The 25840-nt window shown below is 45.4% G+C and carries 18 protein-coding genes; 7 read left to right on the forward strand and 11 right to left on the reverse strand.

What is annotated here, in order from left to right; genetic code table 11:
• The first annotated feature begins 214 nt into the window (after positions 1-214).
• Positions 215-1396, forward strand: coding sequence for a prephenate dehydratase (gene pheA, locus ACMCM8_RS10630; protein ID WP_412722601.1), 1182 nt, complete (start codon positions 215-217; stop codon positions 1394-1396).
• A 157-nt stretch (positions 1397-1553) separates the two neighbouring features.
• On the opposite strand, the gene ACMCM8_RS10635 is transcribed toward pheA, so the two are convergent.
• Positions 1554-3671, reverse strand: a complete 2118-nt coding sequence (locus ACMCM8_RS10635; protein ID WP_412722602.1) for a TonB-dependent siderophore receptor — start codon at positions 3669-3671, stop codon at positions 1554-1556.
• Between the two features lie 478 nt (positions 3672-4149).
• Here ACMCM8_RS10635 and ACMCM8_RS10640 point away from each other — a divergent pair, with 478 nt between their 5' ends.
• On the forward strand, positions 4150-5382 hold the full coding sequence (locus tag ACMCM8_RS10640; RefSeq protein ID WP_412722603.1) for a methyl-accepting chemotaxis protein: 1233 nt from the start codon (positions 4150-4152) through the stop codon (positions 5380-5382).
• A gap of 41 nt (positions 5383-5423) precedes the next feature.
• Here the strand turns inward: ACMCM8_RS10640 and tyrA are convergent, their stop codons facing one another.
• The 6 genes from tyrA to rpsP all read right to left on the reverse strand — a co-directional run bounded on the left by tyrA (position 5424) and on the right by rpsP (position 10254).
• A complete protein-coding gene (gene tyrA / locus ACMCM8_RS10645; RefSeq protein ID WP_412722604.1) occupies positions 5424-6569 on the reverse strand; it encodes a bifunctional chorismate mutase/prephenate dehydrogenase in 1146 nt (381 codons plus the stop codon).
• 41 nt (positions 6570-6610) lie between these two features.
• Positions 6611-7699: a 3-deoxy-7-phosphoheptulonate synthase gene (locus tag ACMCM8_RS10650; RefSeq protein WP_412722605.1), complete on the reverse strand. Its 1089-nt coding sequence runs from the start codon at positions 7697-7699 to the stop codon at positions 6611-6613.
• A 618-nt stretch (positions 7700-8317) separates the two neighbouring features.
• On the reverse strand, positions 8318-8677 hold the full coding sequence (rplS, locus tag ACMCM8_RS10655) for a 50S ribosomal protein L19 (protein ID WP_024015986.1): 360 nt from the start codon (positions 8675-8677) through the stop codon (positions 8318-8320).
• An 18-nt stretch (positions 8678-8695) separates the two neighbouring features.
• A complete protein-coding gene (gene trmD, locus ACMCM8_RS10660; protein ID WP_412722606.1) occupies positions 8696-9457 on the reverse strand; it encodes a tRNA (guanosine(37)-N1)-methyltransferase TrmD in 762 nt (253 codons plus the stop codon).
• A complete protein-coding gene (rimM, locus tag ACMCM8_RS10665) occupies positions 9458-9979 on the reverse strand; it encodes a ribosome maturation factor RimM (protein WP_412722607.1) in 522 nt (173 codons plus the stop codon).
• Positions 9980-10002: 23 nt separating this feature from the next.
• Positions 10003-10254: a 30S ribosomal protein S16 gene (gene rpsP, locus ACMCM8_RS10670; protein ID WP_131095552.1), complete on the reverse strand. Its 252-nt coding sequence runs from the start codon at positions 10252-10254 to the stop codon at positions 10003-10005.
• Between the two features lie 372 nt (positions 10255-10626).
• On the opposite strand from rpsP, the gene ACMCM8_RS10675 reads away from it, so the two are divergent.
• The 4 genes from ACMCM8_RS10675 to ACMCM8_RS10690 all read left to right on the forward strand — a co-directional run bounded on the left by ACMCM8_RS10675 (position 10627) and on the right by ACMCM8_RS10690 (position 17638).
• Positions 10627-11121, forward strand: a complete 495-nt coding sequence (locus tag ACMCM8_RS10675; protein ID WP_412722608.1) for a hypothetical protein — start codon at positions 10627-10629, stop codon at positions 11119-11121.
• A gap of 457 nt (positions 11122-11578) precedes the next feature.
• The gene (locus tag ACMCM8_RS10680; RefSeq protein WP_412722609.1) at positions 11579-13342 is read left to right on the forward strand and encodes an ABC transporter transmembrane domain-containing protein; all 1764 of its coding nucleotides are present in this window, start codon (positions 11579-11581) and stop codon (positions 13340-13342) included.
• A 134-nt stretch (positions 13343-13476) separates the two neighbouring features.
• Entirely contained in the window at positions 13477-14532 is a 1056-nt protein-coding gene (locus ACMCM8_RS10685) for an efflux RND transporter periplasmic adaptor subunit (protein ID WP_412722610.1), read from the forward strand.
• Complete coding sequence (locus tag ACMCM8_RS10690; RefSeq protein WP_412722611.1) at positions 14525-17638, forward strand: efflux RND transporter permease subunit; 3114 nt, start codon at positions 14525-14527, stop codon at positions 17636-17638. The genes ACMCM8_RS10685 and ACMCM8_RS10690 overlap by 8 nt, the downstream gene beginning before the upstream one ends.
• Positions 17639-17996: 358 nt before the next feature.
• Here the strand turns inward: ACMCM8_RS10690 and ACMCM8_RS10695 are convergent, their stop codons facing one another.
• Positions 17997-18389: a TerB family tellurite resistance protein gene (locus ACMCM8_RS10695; protein WP_412722612.1), complete on the reverse strand. Its 393-nt coding sequence runs from the start codon at positions 18387-18389 to the stop codon at positions 17997-17999.
• 366 nt (positions 18390-18755) lie between these two features.
• Between ACMCM8_RS10695 and ACMCM8_RS10700 the strand changes: the two genes are divergently transcribed.
• Complete coding sequence (locus ACMCM8_RS10700) at positions 18756-20048, forward strand: hypothetical protein (protein ID WP_412722613.1); 1293 nt, start codon at positions 18756-18758, stop codon at positions 20046-20048.
• Positions 20049-20084: 36 nt separating this feature from the next.
• Here ACMCM8_RS10700 and ACMCM8_RS10705 read toward each other — a convergent pair whose 3' ends face one another.
• From ACMCM8_RS10705 to ACMCM8_RS10715, 3 genes are read right to left on the reverse strand one after another with little or no spacing between them, the layout of a single operon-like run.
• A complete protein-coding gene (locus ACMCM8_RS10705) occupies positions 20085-21302 on the reverse strand; it encodes a phosphoenolpyruvate carboxylase (RefSeq protein ID WP_412722614.1) in 1218 nt (405 codons plus the stop codon).
• The gene (locus tag ACMCM8_RS10710) at positions 21299-21934 is read right to left on the reverse strand and encodes a hypothetical protein (RefSeq protein WP_412722615.1); all 636 of its coding nucleotides are present in this window, start codon (positions 21932-21934) and stop codon (positions 21299-21301) included. The genes ACMCM8_RS10705 and ACMCM8_RS10710 overlap by 4 nt, the downstream gene beginning before the upstream one ends.
• Positions 21931-25629: an ATP-binding protein gene (locus tag ACMCM8_RS10715; RefSeq protein ID WP_412722616.1), complete on the reverse strand. Its 3699-nt coding sequence runs from the start codon at positions 25627-25629 to the stop codon at positions 21931-21933. The genes ACMCM8_RS10710 and ACMCM8_RS10715 overlap by 4 nt, the downstream gene beginning before the upstream one ends.
• Positions 25630-25840 lie beyond the last annotated feature (211 nt).

Consider the following 25840-nt stretch of genomic DNA (forward strand, 5'->3'; position numbering starts at 1 on the left):
TCCCAAAAACCTCACCAACAAATGTAAAAATGAGTTGACACACAAAGGCGTTCAACTTACATTCGATGTCATGAAACAGAATATAAAGCACTTAGCACTTTTCTTTTTTGGATTTACATCCTTGTATTAGGGAGGGGCGACTACGTGCTTTAAAACCTCCCAATGGGAGGTTTTTTTTTACTTTATTATCGTGACTAATAAATGTGGGAATGCCATGTCTGAAAATGCCTTAGATACTGTAAGAGCGCGTATTACTGCGTTAGACAGTGAATTACTTAAACTCCTTTCCGAAAGACGAACCCTGACTAATGAAGTGGCGGAAACTAAGATAAAGCATCACATTCCGGTGCGCGATCAAAAGCGAGAAGAACAACTTCTGGTTCGCTTAATAAAAGAAGGTAAACAAATAGGCCTTGACCCCCATTATGTGACACAGATATTTCACGTTATCATCGAAGACTCTGTGCTTAATCAACAAGCGATGTTAGCTGAACGCGCCAATCCAGGTAGTTCCCTCCCTTTAAATCGCGTTGCTTTTTTAGGCGACAAAGGCTCCTATTCATACCTTGCAACACAAAAGTATTTCTCGCGTAGGCCTGGTGAGCTACTTGAAATGGGATGCCAGAGTTTTGCAGAAATTATCCAAAAAGTGGAGAATACAGAAGCTGATTACGCGGTATTACCTATTGAAAATACGACCTCAGGTAGTATCAATGAAGTTTACGATCAACTTCAACACACCCAACTGAGTATCATTGGTGAACTCACCCACCCTATTCGTCACACGCTGTTAGTGGCCACTAACACGAGCATTGACAAGATAAAGACTTTATATGCCCACCCACAGGTATTCACTCAATGCAGCCATTTCCTGGCAGAACTCGGCAATGTTGAAGTGAAAACCATGGATAGCACCTCATCGGCCATGCTGACCGTTAGCGAGCTTAAACGAGATGATGTAGCAGCCATTGGCAGCGAAGCAGGTGGTAATTTGTACGGACTGATGGCCATTAAGAGCAATCTGGCAAATCAAAAAGAGAACCACAGTCGCTTTATCGTTGTCGCGAGAAAACCCGTCGTTGTGCCTTTGCAGGTACCAGCGAAAACGACCTTGGTCATGTCCACTATCCAAAAACCCGGCGCTTTGGTAGAGGCCTTACTGGTTTTACGAGAGAACAACATCAATATGACCAAACTGGAGTCCAGACCTATTCCGGGAAATCCGTGGGAAGAAATGTTCTACATTGATGTTGAAGGTAATGTTGAGGATGGGCCAGTTCAAAAAGCGTTAGACGCACTGAGAGGGATAACGAGATACATAAAAGTACTTGGTTGCTACCCCAGCGAAGAAATTAGCCCAACCAAAGTTGCTGCCGCAAGCGCACTTGCTGAGTAAAGGTTATTTTTCCAGCCGCTGTAATCAGAAATTAGCGCGAGAGTACGGTAATGGAAAAGTGCTCGAACGACACTTCAATTTAGCCTTTGAGACAGGGCACAATCCGCAAAGCGTGAATTGTGCCCTTAATCATGTTATCGATAGATAACAATCTCTTTTAGAAATCGTAACTGACTTGCACCACAACTTCTCTCGGCTCACCAGGGAAGTGACCATTTCGCTCACTAAAACCGCTTACTGCATAGACTTTGTCAAACAGGTTTTTCACATTTACGCTAAGTAGAATGCTATCCCACTGGGTTGTCCAGCTTGCATCGAATACGGTAAAGGGTTTCACTCGCTGACCATCTAAACTGACTTGCTCACTGACATAGTCAACACCTACCGCAATGGATGAGTCGATAGGGGCAATATCATAGCGTGCCCAAAATCCAGCTTGATGGCGAGGAGCGTTGGAAAAACGACGTCCATCGTAGGTATTGCCCGTACTGCCGGCTTCAACGACAGTGTCGTTGTATGCGTAATTTGCCGTTACACTGATAGACTCTGTCACATCTCCCACTAATGTGAATTCTGCCCCACTACTTTCAACCAATCCAAAGTTTATTAGTGCAGGTTCAACATCATCATTCTCGCCTTCAATATAATTAGGGTTTGAAACGACGAGGTTTTCCTTATCGATTTGATAAATGGCCAAGGTCGTCATGATACTGTCGTTCATCCAGGACTGTTTGAGACCCAATTCAACTTGCTCACCGGTTTCAGGCGATAATGGCGCTGCGCCAGCATCTTCAAAATCAGAGGGATCTACAGGGTTGAAACTCTCTGAGTAATTTAAATAAACCGTCGTTGATGGCGTTGGCGTGTAAATTAGACCTGCGCGCGGTGAAACATTGCTGTCAGAATACTGCGTGTTTGTATCCATGCTGTTTTCATCAAAATGATCAAAACGCGCGCCCAACATTAACGCCCACTCAGGGGAAAACTGTATTTTGTCCTGTAAGTAAAGACTCGATCTTTCTCTCTTAAGACCGTCGCGGTTCATATCGGTTAAGCGGTACGTACTTGGGTCACTCTTCTCATAATCCTGAGTGAATATATTTAAATTTGCGACACCATCAGCTTCATAACGTGCGCGGTAGTAATCATATTCGGTGTCAATAGTATGCCAGTCTCCCCCAAATAAGAGCTGGTGCGCTACCCCCATAACATCAAAGTCGTAAACAAAGTCCAAAGTGACACTTAATTCATCATTTGCTCTAAATTGTTTGCGGTATTCCCTGCGAATAGTCTGGTCGTCAATGTCTGCAAGTCCATCGCCATTAACATCTACCCAACTACGAGACTCGTGATACGCTTGCTCTCGCTCATTTTCAAGGTAGCGTAATGTCCCGTTAAAGGTGAAATTATCGCTAAAGTTGTGAATGAGATTTGCTTGAAGCACTAACGCGTCAAGATCTTGATAATCACTTTTTTCATTCGCATTATAACTGCGCGAAACAATAAAATTACCTTCATCATCCACTGGCACACCACGCAAACGATTACCACCTAACTCCTGTACAATATAATCATATGTTGTAGTCAGTGTTGTGTTAGCCCCTAGTACGAATAACGCGCCACCAGCAAGTTCAATATTGGTCGAATCAGCATTATTGCGAAAGCTATCTTGTTGCTCGTAAAATCCGCCTAGGCGATAAGCAACATCATCGCTAAGTCCGCCGGTAAATTCAGCAGACACACCACCTAAAGCGAAATTACCGCCAGTAACTGTAACGTTTTTTCGCTGATTGAAAGTGGGTTGACGACTCACATAGTTAATCATACCGCCAGGTTCGCCACCACCGTATAACGCAGCAGCCGGCCCTTTTAGCACTTCAACTCGCTCAACATTAAATAACTGGGGAACACTAAAACCAGAGAATGGATCTCCCCTTACGCCGTCGTAAAATACATTGGCATCATCGCGAAAACCTCGAAAAGTAATACCTGAATAGCTAAATTCACTTACCCCTGCGATCGAACGATACAAATCTGTAATATCTCTTGCCGCCTGATCAGCAATCAACTGGTGCGTAAGTACCTGTACTGACAATGGGATCTCCATTATGTCAGCGTTGGTTTTGGTCCCGATTCGGGTGTTGCTATCTAAATAAAATTGCTGTGCCCTGCCTGTAACTTCAATTTTCTCTAGTTCACTATCAAGTATAGGTGCAGCAGATAATGAGCTGCTTAAGTTAGCGAGTACCGCAATGGCAATGATGGAGTGACGCATATATGTCCTGTTGATGGGAGTTTAAATATTATGTTAATGATTTTTATTCGCATTTGCATGCGGATCGCTATTCTACCGTTAAATAATGCGAATATTCAAACAAATGATTAATGCGATACAAACATAAAGCCATGAAAGTTAAAGCGAATTTGTCTTTACTAAGGTTTTACTGTAAAGGTGGACAAAACACAGGCCCACAATAGTCGGTGCAACGAAGTCTATTAATTAGTGGTTAGTAACTATGCCATCTTATGTATTGATGAATGCAGTCTTTTAGGTTCATTGATGTAACCATTTACTCACTGCTAATCTTCTTATGCTGTGTGGTGTGGAACTATCTGCTTAAGTTGACTTAGCACGTTCAATTTAAGTAAACACTACTCTACCAAAATATGATCTAACGCAAAGTGTTAGCACACCTGTTTTGATTAAAATAGTGTCGGGATTTTCTTACATTCACATTGGTAGTTCAAAAATCATGCAAGCATTTTGGCATATCTACGGCAATATAGAGCGTACGTTTTTCAACACGCTAACACGAAAAATAGTGGGCAACATTCTATTTTTATTTTTCTTTCAAGTGGCCAACTTCTACTTGTTTTATCAGGTTGCTTCAGCCCCATCGGAACAACAGGCATCGCTTTTCTCGGCGATGGTTACCCTATTTATATTAGGCACGTGTAGTTTTGGCTTTACGATTTTTTATCTCAATTATCTGATTGTGCGCCCTGTAAAAGCTCTGCTTAAGACCCTCAATGATATCAATCACACGCAAGGTGACCTCTCTACCCGTCTGCCCGCTTTCACACGGGATGAATTCAGAGAAGTATCTGAAGCCTATAATTTATTTGCCGATAATTTGGGACGCTTACTGAAACGTATATATGAAGATGCAGATAAATCTACCTGCGCGAATCAGTTGATGGCAACCGTTGTCAAAGAGATGGATAGTAAAGTCGCAACCCAAAAGGCATTAAGTCACACTATCAACACGTCAACCCATACCGTGAGTAATAGTATTAATGATATTGTCAGTGCAGCCGACCAAGTGAGTGCAACTAACAAACAGAATCTATCAAGTGCTGAGAACGCCAATCAAAACTTACTCCTCTCACAACAACAAATAGAAAAGATAACGGCGCTACTTCAACAATTTTCTTCCACAGTGTTGGGATTGCAAAACAATGCTGACAACGTCAGAAACATCCTTAAAATGGTGGAAGAGTTCGCCGATCAAACCAATTTGTTGGCACTCAATGCCGCCATAGAAGCGGCCCGAGCTGGAGATGCTGGTCGCGGTTTTGCGGTAGTAGCAGATGAGGTTCGCACCCTTTCCGCTAAAGTGTCTGACGCAACTCAACAGATTAGCCATTTTTTAAATGACATGGAAAAACTGGTGGGCGAAACTCAGGAAGAGTCCTCTCGTCTTGTCGAAGCCAGTGATGAAATGCAGTTGAATATGAAAAGCACCAGCACATTATTTGATAACATGATGGAAGATTTCAGACAAAATATCGACGCCTTTAAATTGATCATGTCTTCGGTACATGAGCTGCAGTTACAACAAGTGCAAACCACTCAGAAAACCGAGCAAATAACCCAGTTAAGCGACCATATTCAATCGCAAATGGTAGATACCAATCGCGAAGCTGAACAAGCCAGTCAGCTTGCTCAGGCGACACAAGCTGGATTAAGGCAATTTGTTAGCTAATGTTGGTAAGGCGTTAAAAGTGCAGCCCTTCATATTAGAAGTTACTTATCACGTAAGAGTTGTCCGTCGTCAGCCTTTAACAACATTTGTTTACTATCTACTAAGCATTTTTTCGCATAGTCACCAAACCAGGCACCGACTTTCACGAATTGTTCGATAAACTCGCTTTTGCGGTTATTTTCAAGTAGTGACAGGGCCAGACCAAACCGTTCATAAAAGCGTCGCAGCAAAGCAAAGTTATCTGGGTTATTAAAGATAATATCGGCATACAGCTGTGGAGATTGTGCGAACAAGCGCCCGACCATAGCGAGTTCTAGTCGATAGATTGGCGAGCTGAACATGGTTAGCGACGTCAAGTCAGGGTTTTCGCCTTTGAGGTGTTGGCCGTATACGAAGGTATTGAAATGTCGCATAACCTGAATGTACGCCATGGCTTGGTCGTGTTCGTCGGCACTGGAATGATGGATAGTCGCCCCCCAAATTCGCATTTGTTCAATTAACCACGCGTACTTTCCACTCTCACGGCCATCACATACCACGACAACTTGCTTAATCATTCCCGGCGCATCAGGGCCAAACATGGGATGAAGACCGACTACCGGCCCCTGATGGACAGCAAGCATAGCCTCAAGCGGTTTCGCTTTGATACTGGTTATGTCTGCGAGTACACAGTCTTTAGGTAGCATTGTGAGCTGACTAATCACTGCTTCCGTCAGATTGATAGGCACAGAAACCACAACAAGGGCTGCATCCTTGAGTATTTCTCCAGCATTGCCATTTTCCCAATCGTCCTTTTCAACAATGGAAACGGTATAATCACTGCGTTCAAAAAGACTAACAAACACCCGGCCCAATGCCCCAGCGCCGCCTATAACCACGACTTTTCCAAGCTCAGGTTTAATGCAACGGTAACGATTATTTTGTGTGTGATAAGACTCGCGCATCACGCGACGCAATAGATCTTCAACAAGCTCGGGTGACACTCCAAGAGTTTCAGCTTGTGCACGGCGAGAAGCAATTAACGCCTTTTCGCGCTCTGGCACATACACAGGCATGCCCGCTTGAGCCTTAATTTTTCCTACTTTCGTGGTGATTTGATTGCGTTTTGCTAGTAACTCAACGAGCTGGGTGTCCAGCTCGTCAATATCTTCGCGCAGCGTCGACAATTGCTGCGAAAAATCGGCCATTGTGTGTGGTTCCTTGGGTCACATGGCACGGTGAAACTGGCTTAGGCCACCGTGCGCTTATTTTGACGTAAGGGTAACACAGTTATTAGTTTATCTCTGGTTTGTGCAATCAGGTTTTCTGTAGTTTCCCAGTCTATGCATCCATCAGTGATTGACACACCGTATTCTAATTCTTCTGGTTTTTTGCCGTCCGCTTTCTGATTTCCCGGTTTAAGGTGACTCTCAAGCATGAGGCCAATGATAGACTGATTGCCTTCCAGAATTTGGTTAACCACGTTTTGTGCTACTAATGGCTGGCGTCGATAGTCTTTCGCTGAATTAGCGTGGCTACAATCGACAACTAATCCCGCGGTTAATCCTGCGTCCTGCAACTCAATTTCACATTCAGATACACATACAGAATCATAATTTGGTTGCTTACCACCGCGTAGAATAATGTGGCCGTCAGGGTTACCACTAGTACCAATAACACTCACCTGCCCTTGTTTATTAATGCCCATGAAACGATGCCCTGACGCTGCTGATTTAAGGGCGTTAATGGCAATATCTAAACTGCCGTCAGTACCGTTTTTAAAGCCCACGGGCATTGATAGACCACTGGCCATTTCGCGGTGCGTCTGAGACTCTGAAGTACGGGCGCCAATTGCAGCCCAGCTGAACAACTCGGCGAGGTATTGGGGACTGATTGGATCCAGCGCCTCGGTGGCCACAGGAAGCTCTAGCTCCGCCAGCCAGATAAGCAGCTCTCTGGCCTTGCGCAAACCAGTTTCGATATCAAATGAGCCATCGATGTGCGGATCATTAATTAGCCCTTTCCACCCGGTGGTGGTACGTGGCTTCTCAAAATACACGCGCATGACGATAAATAACGTGTCTTTACACGACTCATGCAATTCTTTTAATTTAAGTGCATATTCTTTGGCAGCCTCCACATCGTGTATTGAACAAGGTCCGCATACCACCAACATACGGTGATCTCTGCGATGAATAATATCAGACACAATTTTACGCGACTCTGATATGGCGGTTAAGGCTTTGTCTGAAACGGGTAATTCAGCACTTAAATCATCGGGAGTAATAAGTACATCTTCGGTACTTACGTGAACATTATTTACAGTGTCCTTGATCATGAAACTCTCTTACTCTCTTAACTACAAACAAAAAACGGGAAAAATAAAACGTTAAAAGAGTATGCAACCTGCATGTAAACTTTATTGTACAACCAGCTTTATCTATATTTCTTTAACGTCATTGACTTTTTAACAACTCACGTGGAACAACGCAAGCATTAAAGGATAATACTTTAATCTAGGTTATATTCGAAGAAGGTACGCGTGAATATTTGTCATATTTGGGTGCTCCACGCCCTTGAATGTACACTTTTTGTTCAGAAGTAAAATATGCCTCTACGGCGTACGTTTTTGAAATAGATCGATTTTGACTCCCCAATGGATAGACGCAATGCGCAATAAGGTCGTGACTGCTATTGACCCCCAAATACACCATATATAAGGAATATCTACCGAAAATAGGGCAGCATAAGTGAAGCCCCCGGCAAAAAAGGCGAGATACCAAGAACAGTAAAGTACTCTGAGCTCATTCCCTACTCGAACAATTTAGTTTGCTATTTGTAGAGTCAAACGACAGATACGGATTAGCGTATTAGGTAACGCGTTTCGCATAGGCACAAAAAAGCCCGCATAATGCGGGCTTTTCCGAAGTTAACAATAACGCAAGGATTAGTAATCTTAGTTAAGCTTCTCTTTGATACGTGCAGATTTACCTGAACGCTCACGTAGATAGTAAAGCTTAGCACGACGAACCGCACCGCGACGTTTAACTTCAATTGAAGAAACTGCCGGGCTGTGTGTTTGGAAAACACGCTCAACGCCTTCGCCGCTAGAAATTTTACGCACGGTAAAAGACGAGTGCAGACCACGGTTACGCTTAGCGATAACAACACCTTCATAAGCCTGAAGACGCTCTTTGTCACCTTCGGTAACGCGAACTTTAACAACTACTGTGTCACCTGGACCAAACGCAGGAACATCAGTTTTTAGCTGTGCTTCTTCGATTTTTTTGATGATATCTTGACTAACTTTGCTCATCATATCCTCTCGTCCTAGTTAACTGTCATCTTGCTGCAGTTGCGCTTGGTATAATTCAAGCAAACGCTGCTGCTCCTCAGTCAGAGCTAGGTGATTTAACAATTCAGGGCGACGCTGCCAGGTTCTACCTAATGACTGCATTAATCGCCACTGCCTAATTTTTTCATGGTCTCCACTTAACAACACCTCAGGTACCTTTTGACCATCCAGTATCTCGGGCCGCGTATAATGCGGACAATCCAAGAGACCGTCGGTGAAGGAATCTTCTACTGCTGACGCTTTATGCCCCAGCACGCCGGGAACTAGCCTCGCAACTGCGTCCATCAGAACCATTGCAGGAAGTTCACCACCGCTCAACACATAATCACCAATAGATACTTCTTCATCTACATGGCTTTCGATTACGCGTTCGTCGATGCCTTCGTATCGACCACAGATTAATATTGTGCGGTCGATAGTAGCGAGGCGCTGAACGCCCGCTTGGTCAAGGGGTTTCCCTTGGGGTGATAAGTAGATCACCTTACTGTTTTCGCCGCCAACTTTCTTGGCAGCTTGTATTGCGTCAGTTAGCGGTTTTACCATCATCAGCATACCGGGGCCGCCGCCATAGGGGCGATCGTCTACTGTACGATGGCGGTCATGTGTAAAGTCACGGGGGTTGAAGGTATCTACCGATAATGTCCCAGATTTAACTGCTCGTCCTATTACACCCTGTTGGGTAAATGGGGCAAACATGTCTGGAAACAGGCTGACAACACCAAACCACTTTTCCGGTGTCACTTAGAACCCCGGGTCCCAGTCAACTTTAATGACCTTCGCTTCTTTATCCACCTCTTGTACGACATCGTCGAACACAAAAGGCAATAGTCTTTCTTTTTGACCAAAAGCGTCGCCTACATTCGCTTTAACGTGGATCACGTCATTTGCACCTGTATTAAACACTTCTTTCACCACACCTAAGTCGTAACCTTGCGTTGTTACCACTTTCATGCCGGTGAGCTCACGCCAATAAACCCCTTCGTCACCTAAATCAGGCAGCTGTGAAGCATTTATGTTGATATCCAAGTTCTTGATGCGCTCGGCATCATCTCGGCTCTCAACGCCCACAATTTTTGCAACAAGGCTTTTACCGTGCGGTCGCCACTGGTCAATTTGGTATTCTTTTTCGTCACCAATAAACCATGGTGAATATTCAAAAATACCTTCTGGCGTTTCTGTATAGCTGTTGATTTTGACCCAACCTTTAACACCGTACGGTGCGCCAATTTTGCCAACAATCACTTTGTCAGACGCTAGACTCATCTATACTCACCAGTTAAAACAGCTTACGCTGCAGATTTCTTTGCTTCTTTTACCAAGCTAGAAACGCGGTCTGATAAGCTCGCGCCTACGCCAACCCAGTATTCAACACGCTCTAGATCGATGCGAAGACGTTCCGCTTGACCTTGTGCAGTTGGGTTGAAGAAACCGATGTTTTCAATGAAACGACCGTTTCTTGCACGACGGCTATCAGCCACCACTAGTTGATAAAATGGACGCTTTTTCGCGCCACCACGCTGTAAACGAATAGTAACCATAAATGCCTCAAACTCGTTGTAGCGTTACCGTTAACTTAAGCCTTCACACAACGCCTAAAAATTAGACGCCAATTGGAAGGCCGCCGAATTATACGGATATGACCATCTAATGCAAGTAAAACTGCGCTTTTGATGCTAACTATCTCAAATAACATCGCCTTTTAAGCGTCAAGCACGAAAATAAATCAAAACAAGGGAATAAAACGCGATCGCGGCATTTACTGTTTGGCTCATCTGGGCCTATTTTATTTAGGCCCCCCTGCCACAAGGCTTTCAATTATTCGCCTTGTCTAAGTAGTGCACGGGCTCTAGTATTTTATTAGTATTTAAACTAATGTTATTAATGCAACAGTTCAGTAAAGGAATACGAATATGAAATTACGCTCAGTCACTTTAACCGCTTCAATGCTTCTCTTATCCACACTTTGTGCATGCAGTTCTGTTGTGGATATGATCGCACAGCAGGCCCAAGTACAACCCGATGAAGCGCGCATCGAGTTTTTTGCCCAACGGGTTGAGTCCGAAAAAGAATACGTTCAGCTAATGTGTCGAAATCACCGACTTAGCGATGAATTTTTGCTTCGCGATGTAGAAGCGGGAAAACATGTGTTGTATGTCAGAGCCAGGGTAATTAATTCAAACTTGGATTTTCAAAATGTGCGTGAGGCCATTGTGAAGTTTGATGTCACCTTAGAAGGCGGGAAGCGCTATTCATTAAGTCAGTCAAGAGAAGGGGATCAGATGAAAATATGGTTACAAGAATCTGATACTGGACTTATCGCCTCGCAAATCATCGATACCACCATTGAAGTGCCTCAGATGGTCGGGAACCTTCGTGTCAAACAGTGTAGAGAGGGAACAGTATAGAGAGGGAACAGTGTAGCGACTGTACGATGGCTATATAGCCCATAGTCCTGCACTACCAAGATTGACACTTACCAAAAACGCAAGGTATGCAAACTAGTGTGATTTCAACGCGTTTAGCGACCTTGTGTACTATGGATTTAGTTCTAATTGCAATGCGTGCAAGCTAAATTAGCATTGTGTCCATTTCACGCTATACACGTTACCTAAATACTATGTTTCTCCATAACATAAACTATGTGGAGATGTGTTTCACACCATCGTTACCTTTCTTCCAGCGTCATCCTGACGTATTTAACCATAAGGTAGTCGCATCCGTACCGCTGTGACAGTGCCTTTGCCTTATACTACGTCTAGAGTCCGGTGTTTTTTGTTGTACCCGTTTGGTTTTTCTTAAAAAACCACGCGTATTTCAGGTAGCAAAAATCAGTACACTCTAATCACTATAAACGAGGTTATTTTGACAACCCCCCTACCTAACGTATCGACCAAACATGTATTGCTGTGGATTAACTCTCATTTACTTTGTTATAAAGGCCGTGTGATAGCGGCTATTTTCGCGCTCTTTACTGCAGCCATAGCTTGGTTACTGTTGGGACAAGGCATCAAATATGCTGTTGATAGCGGATTTATCAGCGCGTCTTCAGACACACTGAATCAAGCCACGTTACTGGTACTCATTATTACTGTCATAGCCTGTATGGCAACCTACGCGCGGTTTTACCTCATGACCTGGTTGGGAGAACGCGTCAGTGCTGATATTAGAAAGCAAGTGTATTCTCATTTACTCGCCCTCCCCCCCTCTTTCTTTGCTGAATTGAGAACCGGTGAAGTCATTTCTAGATTTACCAGTGACACCACCGTAATCCAAACTGTTGTGGGTATGAGTTTATCCATGACACTGCGTTCAATTGTAACGTTTATTGGTGCACTTGCGCTGATGACGTTTTCCAGCCCACTGTTAACCTTTTGTGTGGTGGTTGCAGTACCTGCGGTGCTGGTTCCCATCAGAGTACTCGCACCGCAAGTTCGTCGTTATGCCAAAGCGAGCCAAGATAAAGTGGCAGATTTAGGTGCCCGCATTGATGAAAGTTTGCATGAAATAATGACTGTGCAGGCCTATACCGCTGAAAGCGCCGAGCGAATGCACTTTTCAAATAAGGTAGAAATGGCAATGGAAGTCGCTAAAAAGCGGATCCATTATCGGTCACTACTAATAGGCTGTATTATGTGCATTAGTATGACTGCTATCATTTTTATCGCTTGGGTGGGCGCTCGCCAGGTACTCGACGGCGCTATGACAGTCGGCGAACTTTCCGCCTTTTTGTTCTATGCCGTAATGGCTGGGGGCAGTGTTGCCACTATTAGTGAAGTGATTGGCGAAGTACAACGCGGTGTGGGCGCAAGTGAACGCCTGTATGAATTACTTACCACAGAGCCCGATATAAAATCGGACAACTCGCAAGATATTGTGCCTAAAGTAAAACCAGGTAAGGCGGTACAAATTGAAATTGAACACGTCAATTTTAGCTATCCAAACAGTTCTCCTTTATTTAATGACCTCAATATCAAAATACAAGCAGGCGAGCGGCTGGCCTTAGTTGGTGCAAGTGGAGCCGGTAAAACCACATTGTTTCAATTGTTGATGCGCTTTTACGATCCAAGTGCGGGTCAAATCCTCTTTAATGGCTTACCTATTAATAAGATGCCTTTGCAAGGCCTTCGTCAACACATCGCAGTTGTCACCCAAGAGCCTGTCGTCTTCGCGAATACGGTTTTAGAAAATATTCGCTACGGCCAGCCACAGGCAAGTGATGAGGACGTAATAAAAGCGGCTAAGCAAGCTTTTGCACACGAATTTATCGACAATTTAGATAAACGTTACCACACTCAATTAGGCGAACGAGGTGTAAAGCTATCCGGTGGACAAAAGCAACGAATAGCCATTGCTAGAGCCATTCTTGCCAATCGACCAATTTTGTTATTAGACGAAGCAACCAGTGCGTTAGATGCCAAAAGTGAACGAATGGTACAACAGGCTATAGACCGTTTGATGGTGGGCAAAACTAGTATTGTTATCGCCCATCGACTGGCCACGGTTCAACATGCCGATCGCATTCTTGTTTTAGATAAAGGCAAAGTACTGGCCAGTGGCGACCACGCTACCTTGATGAAAAGCGATACCTTGTATAGGGAATACGCTGAATTGCAATTGCTTAGCTGAACCGCCAATGGTGCAATACGGTACATATTAACCAAGGGATAAAAATCCCTTTTTCGATAGTTCACGCAGGGTAAAAAGCTGTAAAAACTGTCGGGTATACAGTACAAAAAGTAAAATAACGCTACGGGTTTACGATGAAAAAATCACTAAATAGCTCACTTAAGACATGGACAGTGTTGTGTGCGCTTATTCTTATGGTTCCAGTTACTAATGCGCAGTTTATGGGTGACAGACAAGCCAAACTTGTGGTCACTAAGCCCATTGAGTTTATGAATGAAACTCGCAACGTGGAAGCGGTTGGCAGTGCTGAAGCAATCCGCTCAATCATTTTATACCCAGCAGTGGCTGATGAAGTCACCGAAATTAATTTTGTGCCTGGACAGTATGTGGAACAGGGAAAAGTACTCCTGCGTTTAGACGACAGACGTCAGACAACCGCCCTGAAACGCGCAGAATTAAATCTACAGGACACTGAACGCACAGTAGAACGCTTAACCGCGAGTCATAAGAAAGGTGCCATTCCTATCAATGAACTCGACCTAGCCCGTACCCAACGCGATTTAGCTAAAGTCGCATTAGAAGAAGCCAAAGCGGATTTACAAGACCGTCACATTGTTGCGCCCTTTGATGGCGTAGTGGGAATGACTGACGTTGAAGTAGGCGATCGCATCACAGCGCAAACAGCAATCACTACGCTGGATAACCGCCGTAAATTGTTTATCAACTTCAAAGCCCCTGAAGCCGCTTTACCTGTATTACTCAATGCTCCAAATGTGACCCTTGAACCCTGGAGTGACAGGGAAGCTCTGGTCGAAGCCGAAATCGCCCAGATCGATTCAAGAATTAACGAAGCCGACCGCACCCTTCGCGCACGGGCACTTCTTGATAATTCAAGCGACCAGTTTAGACCGGGCATGAGCTTTCGCGTCAATTTAAGTATAGAGGGTGACCGCTATGCGGCCATCCCCGAAGCAGCACTCTTATGGGGTGCGACCGGCGCCTATATCTGGTTAGCCGAAGACGGCAAAGCAAAAAAGGTAGATGTGAGTGTTCACCAGCGTTTAAGAGGCACCATATTAGTTTCCGGTGCCATTGAAGAAGGTGACTCATTAATTGCTGAAGGCGTACAACGATTACGCACAGGTCAACCTATCACGACAGAACTGGCGGGAGGACCTGCCGGTGAGTGATCCGCAACTATCGCTAGCAACCAATGATCTTCCCTCATTATCGATAAGACGCCCGGTACTAATTGTCGTATTAAACCTGTTAATTGCAATTGCTGGGTTTGCCGCGCTAAGTGGTTTGGAGGTACGGGAGCTTCCTGATGTAGATACTCCCCAAGTGACGGTGACCGCTAACTTTCCTGGCGCCTCCCCTGAAACAGTCGATGCTGAAGTCACTAGTCGGCTTGAAGGTGCCGTAGCCCGTGTCAGTGGTGTACAGAATATATACGCGCAGAGCGAAGAAAATTCAGCGCGGGTACGGGTTCAGTTCCGACCGGGTGTAAACCTTGAAGATGCAGCCAATGAAGTACGGGAGTCTGTCAGTCGTGTTCAACGCCAATTGCCGGACGATGTGGAGCAAGTCGCTATCATTCGTGCCGACAGCGACGCGCAGGCCGTAGTAAGCCTTGCTATCTCCAGTAATACGCTGGATATGGAAACCCTTACAGAACGCGTCGACACCGATGTTGCTCCGTTGTTTTTAAGTATTCCTGGGGTGGCTGATGTGTCACTTAATGGGGATAGAGAACGGGTACTTCGCGTATCGGTTGACCCTTTAAGGCTAACCAGTTTTGGTTTGTCAATGAGTGATATTGCCAACGCCCTTTCCCTTGCACCGTTTGATGTGCCAGCCGGTAGCATTCAATCTGCCGAGCAGGCCTTGATAGTGCGTGCAGATGCGACTTCAGTAAGTGCTGAGGATGTGGGTAACATCGTCGTTTCGGGCGATATTCGCATTAACGATGTCGCCAGTGTGTACTTTGGCCCCGCCGATACCACGTCTGTAGTGCGACTCGATGGCACCCCTGTCATCGGCGTGGGTATCATTCGTCAAGCCAGCTCTAATACGATTGAAATCTCAGATGAAGTGCTGGCTATGGTAAGGGATTTAGATAAACGCTTCACTGACATGAATATTGTAGTAACTGCAGATGACGCCGAATTTATTCGCGACTCCGTAAAAGAAGTCGTGGTATCACTCAGTTTAACTATTGCCTTAGTGGTTGTGACCCTGTTGGTTTTTATCGGTTCATGGCGTGCCACTATCGTCCCAGCCCTGTCTATTCCTGTCTCCCTCGCCGGGGCACTCGCGATCATCTGGGGCATGGGATTTTCGATTAATATTTTAACCTTGCTTGCGTTAGTACTAGCCACAGGCATGATTGTTGATGATGCCATTGTCGTATCGGAAAACATTCAACGCCGCCGGAGCATGGGGCTAGGCGCGCGCGCCGCAGCGGTTATTGGCACCAGAGAGGTCTTCTTTGCGGTGGTGGCAACCACCGCAGTACTCGCCTCAGTGTTTATCCCCATTGCTTTCCTACCATCAACGGCTGGACGGCTTTTTCGTGAGTTTGGTGGTGTCCTGGCGGGCGCTGTAATCATATCCTCCTTTGTCGCGTTGTCACTGGTACCGGCATTAACAGCTCGATTAAAGGTGAAGGCCAATAATGCCAACGGATTATTTAGCCAAACCTTTGGCCGCTTTGGCAATGCCTGCCTTGCGCTATACCAATCCTCCTTGCTTAAGGCCTTGAAGTATGGCTGGGTGGTCGGTGTGTTAAGTTTGGCCGCTGGTGGAGGTGCATATATTTTAGCGCAGAATATCGACAACGAATTATTGCCCAGTGAAGACCGGGGGACTATCCGTATTTTCGCTCGTGGTCCAGATGGCGCAGGCCTTAACTTTATGGACAGACAGGCAGAAAAAATGGAAGAGTTATTATTGCCTTACGTAGATAACGGCACCATTGACTCAATATATACTGTAGTGGGCTCTTGGGATCCCAATATCGTATTTATTACCGCGCCGCTCAAGCATTGGGACGAGCGAGATAAATCTTTACAGGATGTGGTTAACGAAATTCGTCCTAAACTGCAGCAAATTCCCGGCGCGCCTGGTTTTCCATTTGGCGGCAATAGCCTTAATCTACGTGGGCAAGGTGGTGGTCTCGAACTTGCCCTTACCGGTGATACTTACGAGAATATTTTTCAGGCGGCACAAGAATTTGCCCGTCAAATAGAAGCCACACTACCTGAACTTGGCAGGCCACAAATCAGCTATGATCCTACTCAGCCACAAATGCGGGTGAATATAGACAGACGTCGAGCTGAAGAATTAGGCGTGCCACTAAATGATATTGCCAGCACATTGCGCGCGGCGGTCAACGGTGATGATATTGCTGACTTAAACGTAGGCGATCAATCCATTCCCATCATGCTGCAAACGAATAATCGCAGTACCCTCAATCCTTCTGACTTGACAAACTTATATGTGAAAAGCAATACCGGCAGTCTGGTTCCACTTTCTAGTGTAGCGTTTATTAGCGAAGAAGGTGTAGCGGCTGAATTGGAACGTCAGGCTCAACGCCGCGCCATAAAAATAGAGATGGAATTACCGGATGATACGCCACTAAGTGACGTGGTAGACAGTATTCGTACCCTGGCGAACGATTCTCTTCCCGACGGCATTGGTTTGATTTTCTTGGGCGAAGCACAAACCTTTGAAGAAACCTCCAAGCAAGTGGCACTCACCTATGTGTTAGCGTTTGTTATCGTACTGCTGGTACTGGCGGCGCAATTTGAAAGCGTCAATAGTGCGGTTGTGGTAATGCTGACGGTGCCCTTTGGTATCGCTGCTGCTGTTTATGCACTGTTTTTGACCGGTACCAGTATTAATATTTACTCACAAATAGGGTTGGTCATGTTAATAGGCCTACTGGCCAAAAATGCCATTCTCCTCATTGAGTTTGCCGATCAATTACGCGACAAAGGCTTCAGTATTTACGACGCCATTGTTGAAGCAGGCACAGTGCGTTTGCGTCCCATTATGATGACATTAGTGTCGACTATTTTAGGCGGCTTACCGCTCATTCTGTCCACAGGCGCAGGCGCTGAGGCGCGTAATGCTATTGGTTGGGTGGTCTTTGGCGGACTGGGTATTGCTGTGGTGTTCACTTTGTACCTCACCCCTGTCCTGTATCTTGCACTCGCCCGCTTCACCAAACCTCGTGCCGATGAAAGTGCAAGGTTAGAACGCGAAATGGAAGAAGCACAGGCTCAACACTAATTTTTCTCATAAGACATCAAGGTGCAGCTACACGTTGCACCTTCCTTTACGTTTACCGCTACGCACGCAAAAACGGTTTGAATTACCCTATACCGGTATAAGTGAGTATTGGCAAAGTCATAGGGAAAAAGTATGGGTTATAAATGAGACAGGCGTGGGCTTTATTGCCTTCTCGGCATCCCAGTGCTCAAACCACACAGATTCACCGGCTGCATATTGTGAGTGTTGCGAAAAGTATCAAGAGAAAACTGAAAAGGCGATATTGGTTAACATCGCCTTATAGATTGAGTGATATATTGCGTGAAAATGCTTCAAACACGCTTCAAACACGCTTCAAACACGCTTCAAGGGTTGTTAACTATTGCAGGGTATCTTTACCTGAAATTAATGCCTTGGCGAGTAATTTGTGAGTCAATAGCGACAAGAGCTCGGTTTCCTTTTCACTTCGCTCTCCGTCAACCCCGGTAATCGCCATGGCGACTTCTAATGTTTTCTCGGCGTCGAAGGACAGATCGTTCTTTAAACTTCTTAAAAACGTCACTGCATCGCCGGTATCAATCGCTTTGCGGGTTTGATAGATCGTATCATTGAGAAAGGCTTCTGGACAAATGGGACTGTCCCACTCTAACGTGCCCACCATATCGTTAAGGTAATCTTGCTCAGAAAGCGACACCATACCATCAACCTGGTATAGCAATACAGACAGCTTAATAAGCGCTTGATTGAAACTTTGTTGTTCTGATAACTGCATAACTTCTTCCTATTCGTACCGTACACACTGGTACCACCACTTTGCCCGCTCCTTGCTAGGCCTATTTTTTTGATGTCAATATAGTCTGGATGACTGAATTGACAGCAATATTACGAGTTTATTAACTATTTAGTTCAATGTGTTTAATTATTGTTAACGCATTGTTTCATTATAGTTGAGCGACGTCAAAAACCAAGTGAAATAGGCCGTAATTTCAGGTATGACTAGAGGCACACTTTGCTTTTTTTAATAGATACAAAGCGCGGACAATCAACAGTGAAAAAAATTCTACTACGAGTACTGGGTGCTTATATCCTTTTAAATATGGTTCTTGGACTCTTTTTTATCCTCATAGGCGGCCTGCAAATGTTGCCATTACATTTCACGTCGCTACCTACGTCCCCTCCTTCTATCGGCAAAGACATGGCGTTCTTTAAACGCGAAGTGATTGAGAATGAATCCCATATAACTCAGAAACAAAAGAAAGAATTTGAAGCTGTACTGAAACAAGCGCCAAAGATAGAAAGCATTGATACATTAAGCTTAGTGACTTCACAGGCTCTCGCGGTTTTCGACAATGCGCATACCACCTTGTTAAAACCTAAAATGAGGCGACTACCGGTGCGTTTTCACTGGCTTTCAGACGGACTTATCATTGTTAAATCAACGCCTGAATACGCTTTTTTGCTGGGACAACGGGTAGTGAACTTAGGTGGAAAAACACCTCAGAGCATGTTGTCTGTTATTCCTCTTGTGGTTGGAGGCGGCACCCAATCTTGGCAGCGCTACCGAAGTGAATATTTTTATTCAGCACCCAGTGCACTAGCGCTATTCGGCGCAGACGTAGTCGACTATTCTGTTTCGCTACAAGTAGAATCCCCAGATGGCGAAATTACGACTCATACTCTGAAGGCCAGTGATTCTGTGATGCCGGGCGATCCCTTTTGGGATTTCAAAGACAGTTTTCCTGATGACGCCAGCTTTAACACACAAGGTTGGAACACCCTATTGCGCAATGACGATACCCTGCCGTTGTACCTTAAAGACACCGCCCAATTGCATGCCATTCATCGTATACCTAACAGCCATGCACTTTATATACGCATGAATGCAAGCTTTGATGATACTAAGCTGAGCATACACAACCTTACTCTGCGTGCTAAAAATGAGATAAAAGAGGGGGCGATTAAAAACATTATCGTTGACTTCCGTTACAATCGCGGTGGTGACTACACCGAAATACTGCCCTTTGTAAAAGCCATCTCAGCTCTCGCCCGTGATAATAGACAGCTCTATCTCATTGTAGGGACAAACACCTTCTCTGCAGGCATTATTGCGAGTACGCAGTTTAAGCGCTATGCGAGGGATAAATTGATCGTAGTAGGCAGTGAAATGGGGGATGCCTTGAGGTTCAAAGCCGAAGGTTATTACCCTACGCTTCCTTATAGTGGCGTCACGCTTTACCTTACCAAAGGCTGGACAGATTTAGAAAACGGCTGCGGTTGGTTTGATGATTGTTGGCCCCCCAACAAGTTTCTACTTGATGCCGTGGGCACATTCGACATTGATATTCCGGTCGAAAATGACTGGAATGCTTATTTGACAAGGCATGACCTAGTACTAGAAGCCATTGAATCAGATATACGGGCAAAAGAATAACAGCGAAACGCTTACCCATGGGTAAGCGTTTCGTGTTTAACGTAACCCCAAAGTAATATCGTTGATATAGAAATTACCGGTGTAAATTTTGTCATTCATACCGTGTGGCTCAAGAGCAAAGTATTGTTTATCTTGATCATCAAGCGCTTGATAACCCCCAATCACCTGATATATCCACACTTCAGGATCAAACTCCAGCGCCCGTTCTTCAAAGTAATCCAACGCGGTTTTGGGCTGGCCGGAGTCAATGACTTCACAGAAATAGTCTTCTACTGCTTTTTGCAACGGATCCTTATCAAGGGAAACCGTAGATTGTGCTGTCACATCTATATCGAGTGGCTTGGTATCTTCATGCTTAGCCTGACGTTTGTGAACATGGGTAAGCGACGCCACTATGTGCTGATACTCTGCTTCGTGCTCAACATTGTTCACATCCGCTGCCGCAGGAGCAAAAATACTGTCTGACTGATTGAAAAGTACAGGCACGTTTGACAGGTTAGTGTAGTTACCTGGCGTGAAATCGGGCTGCTGCTCCATGTGCAACAAAAAGCCTTTAAGCAACCGCGTCCGTCCCTGAAACTCTCTAAAGCGCCCCAGCAAATCAAGTAGACGGGCTTGCACCACTGACAATTCCTGCGCCGCTTTGGCAAAGCGCTGTTGCAGCGATACCACCAGCAAATGACGAAGCTCACGGTTCGAACCCGCCAATTCACTGAGCTCATCAAAACGGAAACACTCTAGTTGAGCCAGAAGCTCAGTCACTTGCCCTTGTGCTAGTTCGTTCTCGCGTATCTTCGCTTCAACAGAAGACACATAGCCAAATTCGTTATTGATGCGCCCAAACATCACCCTAACACTGTTGCTGAGTGACTCAGACAACTGATACACGTGCTCAGTCAGATCGCCCATATGCGCAGCGGCTTCATTATATTTATTGTAATGCAGCGCTTCTTTGTAATGTTCTGTGAGCGTTTTAAGACTGGCCAGCGACGCGCCAATATTTGCGTTAATGGTGCGATTGCGCTCGTCCTGAAGGCTCCCCTCAAGTAACGTTCGAACTGCACTTTTTAGACGTAATTCACTTTGTGCTTCAGGACGCCACAGCACACCAAGCTGAATCAATTGCTCTAATACCTTAGGGCTGTGATCGCGCTCGGTGACTGAACCATTTATATAGGCCTGCATGATTAGGTCACTGTGGCGCCCCAATGCATTAAGTAGTTTTGTTCCGGCCTGGATGAGTACCTGACTCATATCAAACTACCCTGCGAGATGGCGGCTTGCGCTTGCTCTGACAAACTCAATGCCTCTGTTTCATCAATAAAGCGAAGCATTTCATATAGGTGTTCAATTTTCCCTGTACCCAGATAAATTTGTTTATCCGGATTCGGCTTAATCAGATAGCCCATTTCTGTTAAACGCTTAAACACCTGTTTTAACTGACCATCCAAGTTAACACTGGTTGAGCCAAACATGCGATAGCGTGATATTTTCTCCAGTTGCTCTGCATAGGCTGGCGTATCTTCAATCGTGGTTTGTAATTCGTTTAATCGAATTGCACTTCCCATGGTAATAGGCATATCTGACTCGTTGGCCTGTTGTACCAAGAGCAGCCACTCCACTAAAGGCACTAAGTTGGATGCTGTATCTTGAAATTGCTGGGTAAGCAACTTGCGTTCGTTTTCACCGATAGTCAGATAGCTGGCGAAAAATACATCCCCTTCTGCGGTCGTCGACAATGTGCGGTTGAGTAGAGACAAATGAGGCTCTAGCTGCGCGGCATTGTCGCGGCTTTTCAAAAAACGCCAGCCTTCTTCGTCGGTAACCTGACAGATAAACGCCCCTTGTAACAGTGCACTTAGTACACGCCCTTGTTCGGTCATCATAGTGTCGTCTCCTCACCGGCTACTTCTTGGTGTTTTCTTGCTTTAATTCGGGCGGCTATCGCATTGGCTTTGGGCTGAACCACTTGTAACTGACGCGTGACTTTGTCAATCAGATAGCGATTTTCAAACAATGTCAGGACTTCTGATTCAGGGTTAGGGAATGCGCCTACCACACTGATGTTGTTGTTCTGACACGCATCGAAAATTTTCTTCACATTGCTTTGGTGAAGGGTCCCTAACTCATCAATTGGCCAATGTACGGTCGCTTCTGCATCCCCCCGTAGCAAACGGGTAAAGGCCAACAGGAATTTACACAAGATGAGGTAAGCCATACCGTGGCTTGACGACTCGTTGAGCTGTCGGTCGGTGCGGATAACCAGATCGCTGTTGCCTTCTCTTAGATGCAGTTCAATATCCAGTAACTTGCTGATCCCCCCCGTTAGCGCCGCTCTGCCAAGGATATCCAGTACCCTACGCATGCTCTGCCCGTACTCTTCGTCAGGTAATTCGTTGGCGCCCTCACCCATCCAGTACTCATAATGCTTCCTGAATTGTTCAAGCTCAGGCCAAAATTCAAGTTCGCTAATACGCGAACGGATTTTAACCGCCGAATCCGACACGCCATCGAGGAACAGCTCGCCGTCAACCTCTTGCGTAATTCGACGACTTTGCGACACGATACGCTTATCAATATCGGCAAGAACAAAATAGTATTGGGAAAGATCCGCACCAAAGATACGCCCCTGTTCACGCAAACCTTGTAACTTCTGAGGAACGATAACGTTAAGCAACTGCGCGAGGTGTGTCACCATTCGGCGGTGGTCAAAGCTCTTCACGCCATGTGCATTAAGGGTTGCACATTCTTCTCTGGCTCGTTCCCAGGTGTCTGACAAGCCCGTTCCTGCTTGTGCGGCAATAAGTTGATCGAAGCTTTCGACATAGGCGCGAATATCACTTAATAAGTTCTCACGCTCTTGCAGCTGACTTTGTACCTCTGAAATGCGCTGACCGATACTCACATCGTCGTGTTTGATTTCCACCGCCTCATCAGCTGCCTGTAGCGTCAATTTCGCCAATGATTTACTGAGCGTTTTAACCTGTTCAAGGTGCTCATTGGCGGTTTTAAGCGTGGACTCCAACAGAGTATGTTGCTCTAAAAGTTGTTCTCTGGCGGCTTTATAAGCACTTTGTTTACTCGCTAAGCTGCGCTCAGATTCACCTAACAACTTACGGGATTTAGATAGCCCTTCCTGCCACACCACTTTTTGCTTAGTGAATACATTGGTGTACCAGCGTTCATAATCAGCCACTTTATGGCGATGGGTTTCAGTGCGGGTAATATCGTCTTTAAGCTTATTGATTTGCTTTTTAAGCTGGCCAATTTCGTCCACGTCAACGCCGCGGTTATTCAACTCACTTTCAAGCCAGGCCTGCATGTCTTTTCTATCTTGTGCTGCAGTATCTTTGGCTTTGCGTATATCGTTATCAAGCTGCGAAATACGTGCTTCACTGTCAGCAATAAGCTGTTGCCAGTGAAACTTGTGCTCAGTTTCCGCTTCCCGCTGTTGATCTTTTATTTCGTCGCGACTGAGTTCAAACTGTGCTTTGGCCTGTTTCTGCGCTTGCTGATTCGCTTCAAGCTTGGTCTTTGCTTTTTGCTTACGCGCTGACAATGCCTGTTGATATTCGCTTAATACCGTGTCGCGATCTTGTTGTGCCCGGCGACGGCTCGCCTCTGCACTTTTCACTGCATTGTCTTTCTGGGTAACCACCAATTCAGCATTGCGCACATCTTCATTGGCTTTAGCCAAGCGCTGTTCACATTCATTTTGTGCTGCCAAGGCTGCAGCCTGACGAATTTCAGCTTCTTGCAACTGCTGCTTTAACGCTTGTTCAGTAAGGGCGTATTCAGGAGTATCCAGCTCAGCCAATGCCAACTTCACGCCCATCAGGGTGCCAGAATCTGTTGCCATTGACGGGGCTAAATCAGTGCGTTCAAGTAAATCCGGGCGGATCACTTTGCCCAATGACAATTCCCAGTCATCTACGTTGGCGCGTAAAAACTCCAACAACGAACCTTCTCCAGGATAAAGCAGGCCGTTAATTTTATTAACTGCTTTTTCTTCCTGCTGAAAGGCGGCTCTCGCCTTATCCAGGGCATGAGAGCATTCCTTGCGGAACTCTATCGACTTAGTGTGAGTTTGCTGTACCTGACGCAATGCCGTACGGGCGCTATCTTCATTAATGGACGCTTCTTTAATGGCCGCATCGAGAATATCCAACTGAGATTGCTCAAACTCGTTGTATCCGGCATTACTCAATGACGCTTTCAGTTCAGCTTCGGTGACTTTAAGTTCATTTAAACTGTGTTGATAGTCATTTTGTAGGGCACTTAACTGACCGCGATAGTCATCACTTATGCGGCTTAACGCTTCACGCTCGCTTTGCTGCTGTTCGGCTTTATTTTCTGACGCTTCCTGACGCGCAGCCGATAACTCTTCTAACGTCAATGAAAGCTTTTCACCCAATTCAGCTAAACGTTTATTAAACGCTGACTCGATATCCTGGTGCTTTTCTGTCAGTAGCACGTAGCGACTATCTGCCATGGCTTTCTCGTTTTGCCACTGAGGTAAATTAGCCACGTCTTCTTTTAACTGCTCAATGTTGTCGTCTTGCCACTTGTCAAATTCACGTTCAACCGTATCCAGCTCACTGGTAAATTTCTCTACGTCTGCACGCGCAGAAGAAATGACCTGATTTAAGTGATCCCGGGTATCGCCCCACTCACTGTCGGTTTGTTTGCGCTGAAAGCTGTTTTCGTCCAGTTCGTTTTTTGTAGTTTCTACTCGGGCAGCCAGATACGTTTTATCCAGCTCAAAGCTGTGTTTTAAATTTGCCAGCACTTTCTCTGTCGAGGTCAGTGCCATATCAGCCTGTTCGAGTTTTGAAAACTCAGGCCGTATTTTGTCAAACTGTTTGATGAGGTGACATTCTTTAATCCAGTCATCAACGCGGTTGCGACTTAACCCAGAAGTTGGCGGAGTGACACCGTCTTCCTCTAAAATAGCTGCAATCATGGCTTTGATGGTTTCCATCTTGCCTTCTTTTGAATGCACGGCCTTAGCAAGCTTTTCAATGTGACGCATGTGCTTTGACGGCTCACACAAGCTGAATATCTTGGCGTAGCCCAATAACTCACGGGCATTGTTACTTTGATTAAGTACCCCATGGTCATTTTGAATTATGGCGCGGAAATCTTTGGTATTGAGCAGGCTGGTAACCATAATATTGTTGCGCTTCATCGCGCGTGCGAGCTCTGCACTGCTGACACTGGCATGCTTACCATTCTTTTGTTCAATCAGATAGTCGCTGATATCAAAGGGTTTGCCTACTAAGCGGTAATTCACGCCTGTACCATTAGAGCTTAATACGGCCTGGCATAAATCACCCTCGGCACGGGTATATTCATAAATGATAAAACTTGACAGGCGGGGAAGATACCAGCGCTCAAAACTGTCTCGTGTGGCAGGTACGACCCGACTGGGGTATTCCCCATAAAAAACCGGGATAAGACGCTGTAGTGTGGTTTTCCCTGACGCGTTGGTACCACAAATATTGGTATGTCCATCAAGCTTTAATTCAACGACGCCTGGCAAGTGCGTGTCGATAAGAATAATACGTTTTAAGCCTGCCATAGTGTTCCTGTACTTATAAATCTACCGACTATTGTGTCACAGTCAGCTTTAAAAATTAGCGCACCCATTCATACTTGCAAAGACCAGATGAAACGCAATTACAGTGTACTTTGCTGCAATTAGCCATTATCTATACGAGCATGTGTTAGCCCGCCAGTGTATTACGAATTTGTAGCTTTGCACAGATGGGGAATACTTTGTTGAACATAAT

Source organism: Alteromonas sp. D210916BOD_24 (assembly GCF_047159385.1).
GTDB lineage: Bacteria > Pseudomonadota > Gammaproteobacteria > Enterobacterales > Alteromonadaceae > Alteromonas.

Excerpts from the sequence above, each read along its gene's own strand:
- ACMCM8_RS10695 (WP_412722612.1), bottom strand. The coding sequence starts at position 18,389 with ATGCAGTTATCAGAACAACAAAGTTTCAATCAAGCGCTTATTAAGCTG.
- ACMCM8_RS10715 (WP_412722616.1), bottom strand. The coding sequence starts at position 25,629 with ATGGCAGGCTTAAAACGTATTATTCTTATCGACACGCACTTGCCAGGC.
- rimM (WP_412722607.1), bottom strand. The coding sequence starts at position 9,979 with ATGAGTCTAGCGTCTGACAAAGTGATTGTTGGCAAAATTGGCGCACCG.
- pheA (WP_412722601.1), top strand. The coding sequence starts at position 215 with ATGTCTGAAAATGCCTTAGATACTGTAAGAGCGCGTATTACTGCGTTA.
- rplS (WP_024015986.1), bottom strand. The coding sequence starts at position 8,677 with ATGAGCAAAGTTAGTCAAGATATCATCAAAAAAATCGAAGAAGCACAG.
- ACMCM8_RS10640 (WP_412722603.1), top strand. The coding sequence starts at position 4,150 with ATGCAAGCATTTTGGCATATCTACGGCAATATAGAGCGTACGTTTTTC.
- ACMCM8_RS10710 (WP_412722615.1), bottom strand. The coding sequence starts at position 21,934 with ATGATGACCGAACAAGGGCGTGTACTAAGTGCACTGTTACAAGGGGCG.
- ACMCM8_RS10650 (WP_412722605.1), bottom strand. The coding sequence starts at position 7,699 with ATGATCAAGGACACTGTAAATAATGTTCACGTAAGTACCGAAGATGTA.
- ACMCM8_RS10675 (WP_412722608.1), top strand. The coding sequence starts at position 10,627 with ATGAAATTACGCTCAGTCACTTTAACCGCTTCAATGCTTCTCTTATCC.
- rpsP (WP_131095552.1), bottom strand. The coding sequence starts at position 10,254 with ATGGTTACTATTCGTTTACAGCGTGGTGGCGCGAAAAAGCGTCCATTT.
- ACMCM8_RS10705 (WP_412722614.1), bottom strand. The coding sequence starts at position 21,302 with ATGAGTCAGGTACTCATCCAGGCCGGAACAAAACTACTTAATGCATTG.
- ACMCM8_RS10635 (WP_412722602.1), bottom strand. The coding sequence starts at position 3,671 with ATGCGTCACTCCATCATTGCCATTGCGGTACTCGCTAACTTAAGCAGC.
- tyrA (WP_412722604.1), bottom strand. The coding sequence starts at position 6,569 with ATGGCCGATTTTTCGCAGCAATTGTCGACGCTGCGCGAAGATATTGAC.
- ACMCM8_RS10700 (WP_412722613.1), top strand. The coding sequence starts at position 18,756 with ATGTTGCCATTACATTTCACGTCGCTACCTACGTCCCCTCCTTCTATC.
- ACMCM8_RS10685 (WP_412722610.1), top strand. The coding sequence starts at position 13,477 with ATGAAAAAATCACTAAATAGCTCACTTAAGACATGGACAGTGTTGTGT.